Here is a 4,494-nt window from a genome sequence, read left to right on the forward strand (position 1 = left end):
CTGGCCTACAACCAGCCGGACCCGAAGCTGCCGGACGTCGTGGTGTGCCGTCCCGAGCTGGCGGAAGCCGTACTCGCGGTGACCCGCTGACATTCCCGTGCTGCTGAGTCAAATCCCGTTCCACAAGCCAAAATACGAGCTGATCCCGCGAAATTCGAAGACGCCGTGGCTCATTCGATGCGGTCGCACAACTCTGCTCGCCAGCGATCGCGGCGGCATCATCACCACCGGCCGAGCCAATGCCCGAGCCGCCTCATCCTATCGAGACATATTGTCAAAAGCCAAGTTTGGCGAACACTCAGCGCAAGGCCTGCTGCCACGACAGGACGCGTTCAGCCAGTTCGGGTCCGCGGTCCTCTTGGATGAAGTGGCTGGCGTTGATGCGGGCGTGTGGCTGGCCCGCGGCGCCGGGGATGTGCTTGATCAGCGGGGTGTCCGCCTGCCCGAGGATGGGATCGCGGGCACCGAAGATGGCGAGGAACGGCTTGTCCCAGCGGCCCAGCGCCTCCCACGCCCTCCTATTGGCCGGCACCGCCGGATCGGTGGGCGAGGTGGGGACCAACTGAGGGAACGCCCTGGCCCCGGCCTGATACGTCTTGTCGGGGAAGGGCGCGTCGTATCCCGCCCGCACCTTCGAGGACACCCGCCGCACGGTCCCGGCGCCGACGATGCGGCCCGCCGGCAGCACGGGGGAGTAGCGCGCGAAGGCGCGCCAGGCGTAAAAGGCGGGGGGCGTGCGCCGTTGCGCGGTCGGCAGGAAACCGTTGGCCACCACCAGCCGCCCGACACGGTCAGGCTGCTCGGCGGCGATCCGCAGCCCGATCAACGATCCCCAGTCCTGCACGAACAGCGTGACATCGGTGAGGTTGAGGTGCTCGAACCACGAGATCACCCATTCCACGTGCCGCTGGTAGGTGTAATCCTCGATCCGGCTGGGCTTGTCCGAACGGCCGAAACCGATCAGGTCGGGCGCGAGCACGCGGTTCCCTGCGTCGGTCAGGGGCGGGATCATCGTGCGGTAGAGATAGCTCCACGTGGGTTCGCCATGCAGCAGAACGATCGGCGGCCCTTCGATCGCACCCTCGTCGAGATAGTGCATGCGCAGCGGCCGGGTGTCGCTCGCCGTGACGTCAAGGTAATGCCCTACGAACGGGTAGCCCTCCAGGTTTTCGAATCGGAAGTCCGGGGTTCGCAGCACATGCATTTCAGCTCCTCCGGTGAACCGGCACCTCTGCTAGCCTCTCTCGCCGGCGCGCATTCGTCTAGTAGCAGATTCATTGAGCTCGGCCGCCGAGACCTTTAAACTGGCTTGTTCATGGCAATTCGGCGCGCGGTTCTACTCATAGCCGACATCGGCGGTTACACGCATTACATGCAGTGGAACCGGACGCACCTCGCCCATGCCCAGCTGACGGTCGCAGCCCTGTTGGAGTCGGTCATCAACGCCGGCAAGGGTTTGAAGCTGGCCAAACTCGAGGGCGACGCTGCGTTCTTCTGGGCACCGGACACCAACGCCAAAGTGGTGGTGTGCGAGCGGCTGTCACGGATGCGCGCGTCGTTCCTGGAGCGGCGGGAGCGGATGAAAAATGACATCGCCTGCCAGTGTGCGAGTTGCGAACAGCTGGAGAAGCTGTCCCTCAAGTTCGTCGTGCACGTGGGCGAGGTGGCGGATCAGAGGGTGAAACGCCACGTCGAACTGGCCGGCTTCGATGTCATCGTGGTGCATCGAATGCTGAAAAACCTGGTGCCGGTTGCCGAATACGTGCTGATGACCGATCCCGTCGCGGAATGCCTCGACGAGCCGATGCGCCAGCTGTGCACGCCGCTGACGCACGTGTTTGACGGCATCGGCGAAACGTCGACGCATTACATCGACCTCGCGGCGCTGCACGTTCCTGTCGCGGCGCCGGAACGCAGCTTCTTGCGCCGGCTCGGCGCGACGATGAAGTTCGAGTTCGACACCCTGCCGTTCTCGCTCGGCATGAAGGAGCCCGCCGAAGGGTTCCGCAATTTGGCCCGTGGCGGCGAGGAGATTTCCGCGTAGCGCAACGGCCGTGGTGCAAGCGTTATCGAGCGTCGGCGAGGGCCCGGCCCATACGCGACAGGGCCTCGATGAGGATTGTTCGCGACGTAGCGAAGTTCAATCTCACGTGTCCGGCTCCGCCGGTGCCGAACACGTGGCCGGAGCTGAGCGCCACCCGGGCGTGATCGAGGAACCAGCGGGCGGCCCCGGACAGGTCGGCAACCACCGCGAGGCCATCGGTGACTTGTTCGTCAAAGCCGAGTTCCCGGCAGTCCAGCCACGCCAGGTAAGTGCCTTGCGGCCATTGATATTTCACTCCCGCAAGGTGCTCGGCGACCAACTCACCCAGCAGCGTCCGCTTCTCGTCCAGGCCCCGCAGCGTCGCGTCGAGCCAGTCGCCGCCGCTGCGAAATGCCTCGGCATGCGCGATGACACCGAGGTGGCTGGCCCCATGACTGACCTCCTCCGGCATCCGGCTCAGGTCGGCGGCCGCCTCCGGCCCGGCGATGGCCACCGCCGCCTTCAGCCCGGACAGATTCCAGGCCTTGGAGGCGGACGTCAGGGCGAAGGCGTTCTCGGCTCCCGGGACGCTCAAGAAGGGGGTGAATCGCGCTCCGGGCAGGATGACGGGCGCGTGGATCTCGTCCGACACCACCCGGACACCGAATCGGCGGGCGAGCTCGGCCACCCCGCGCAGCTCCTCGGCGGTGTGCACCGAGCCCGTCGGGTTGTGCGGATTGCACAACAGATAGGCCACTTTCGTGCCTTTGTCGGCCCCCGCGCGGGCCCGGGAAAAGGCCTCCTCCACGGCGTTCAGATCGATTCGTCCATCGGCGAGCGGCGCCTCGATCACCCGGCGGCCGTCGTGCGCCACGAACGCGTAAAACGGCGCATAGACAGGCGGATTGACGATGACGGCGTCACCACGATCGGTGATCAGACGTAGCACCTCGACGATGCCGAGCATGACGTCGGGAACGAGCGCGGTGCGGCTCACCTCCAGGTGATGCCACTGCCAGTGCCGCGCCGCGAATGCGCTGACCGCCTCCGCCAGCGCCGTACCGTAGGGGTATCCGGTGTCGCCGTTGTCGATGGCCCCGCGCAGCGCCTCGGCCACCGTCGGCGGCAGGTTGACGTCCATCTCGGCGACCCACAGCGGCAGGACATCGGCGGGATGCGCACGCCATTTCATGCTGGTGCGAAGCCGCAGTTGCCCGAGCGTGAGTTCCTCGAGGGGATTAAATGTCACTCGGGCAGATTATGTGGCGAACGCGTGCTTTGGAATCGTCAACGGCAGGTCCACCGAACTGAGCAATCCCGGCTTTGCGGCAACGACATACGGCACGGCGTTGACGACACGCATCGCGGTGGCGACCATGGCACCCGCACCCGACGTCATGCTCGCGATTCCGGCCCTGCGGGGATCTTTCAGCGTCGCCGCCAGGGTGCAGTCGATGTCGGGGTCGCCGGTGATCATGACGCGATAGGACAGATCGCCGATCCCGGTCGGCCAGTCGGGCGCGACGTCGTGGGCGAGCCGGGTGACGTGCTCGATGACGATGGCCTCACGGCCGTCGACCACCCCGATCGCCTGCATTCGCAGCGCACCGCATGTTCCGGCCTCGACGGTGCCCATCGCGACTTCCAGCGTCCGGTTGGTGACGGCGCGGTCGAAACCCTCGCGCACTTCCTGGACTTCGACCCCCAGCGCGTCGGCGATCAACCGGATCTGCCCCTGCCATTCGCCGGCGATCGCGCCGGGATAACTGATCCAGGGCTGGTAGTCGAGCGGTCGGCCGAAACCCAGCGCGTCGCTCATGATGTCGGGAACCCCGTAGTCGTCATAGAGGCCGATCTCGAACGAGTGGATCTTTTCGATGAACGATGACTGGGTGGACAGCACCAACGGCAGGTAGTCGGCGGCGAAGCCCGGCTCGATCCCCGACGCATACAGCGACACCTGGCCCTGCTTGGCCGCGGCGACCAGTTGGTCGCGCCACTCGGCGGGCTCGTAGGCGTGCGGGTTGACCAGTCGCGTGGTGCTGGTCGTCACGACGTTGATGCCGGCTTCGAGCAGCTTGACGTAGTCCGGAATCGCCAGCGCATCGCGTTCCGGGCCGCTGGCCGCGTAGATGACGCAGTCGGGCGCCAGGCCGATCAGCGCGTCCGCGTCGTTCGTGGCGGCGATTCCGATCGGCTCGCCGCCGGCCAGTTCGCCCGCATCCTTGCCGACCTTGTCGTCCGAGTGCACCCAGACGCCGGCCAACTCCAGATTGGGACGCCGTGAGATGGCGCGGATGGCGATCGAGCCGATGCCGCCCGTCGCCCATACCACCACGCGATGAGCCGTCATCTTGTTCCTCCTCAGGTACGCGCGTCCACGGCGCCGTAAGGGCAACGGCCACCGCGGCTTTCATGTGTTCCCGACGCGCGCGGCCAGTCCGCGCCGTCACGGTTAAGAAAGCACACAC

4 protein-coding genes and 1 pseudogene are annotated in these 4,494 nt (G+C 66.2%); 2 read left to right on the forward strand and 3 right to left on the reverse strand.

The genetic code is table 11. The features are described 5' to 3' along the window. A pseudogene (locus Q0W90_RS23465) lies at nucleotides 1-90 on the forward strand (3'(2'),5'-bisphosphate nucleotidase CysQ); the annotation flags it as partial. A 208-nt stretch (nucleotides 91-298) separates the two neighbouring features. Here the strand turns inward: Q0W90_RS23465 and Q0W90_RS23470 are convergent. Further along, nucleotides 299-1,204, reverse strand: a complete 906-nt coding sequence (locus tag Q0W90_RS23470; protein ID WP_297597919.1) for a haloalkane dehalogenase — start codon at nucleotides 1,202-1,204, stop codon at nucleotides 299-301. Between the two features lie 111 nt (nucleotides 1,205-1,315). Here Q0W90_RS23470 and Q0W90_RS23475 point away from each other — a divergent pair, with 111 nt between their 5' ends. Then, nucleotides 1,316-2,044, forward strand: coding sequence for a DUF2652 domain-containing protein (locus Q0W90_RS23475; RefSeq protein ID WP_297776966.1), 729 nt, complete (start codon nucleotides 1,316-1,318; stop codon nucleotides 2,042-2,044). Between the two features lie 22 nt (nucleotides 2,045-2,066). Here the strand turns inward: Q0W90_RS23475 and Q0W90_RS23480 are convergent, their stop codons facing one another. Next, nucleotides 2,067-3,272 carry a MalY/PatB family protein gene (locus Q0W90_RS23480; protein WP_297699170.1) on the reverse strand — a complete coding sequence of 402 codons (1,206 nt, stop codon included), beginning with the start codon at nucleotides 3,270-3,272 and terminating at the stop codon, nucleotides 2,067-2,069. Nucleotides 3,273-3,281: 9 nt separating this feature from the next. Continuing rightward, nucleotides 3,282-4,376, reverse strand: a complete 1,095-nt coding sequence (locus Q0W90_RS23485; RefSeq protein WP_297597913.1) for a dihydrodipicolinate reductase — start codon at nucleotides 4,374-4,376, stop codon at nucleotides 3,282-3,284. Between the last annotated feature and the right edge of the window lie 118 nt (nucleotides 4,377-4,494).

The organism is Mycobacterium sp. (assembly GCF_025933915.1).
GTDB lineage: Bacteria > Actinomycetota > Actinomycetes > Mycobacteriales > Mycobacteriaceae > Mycobacterium.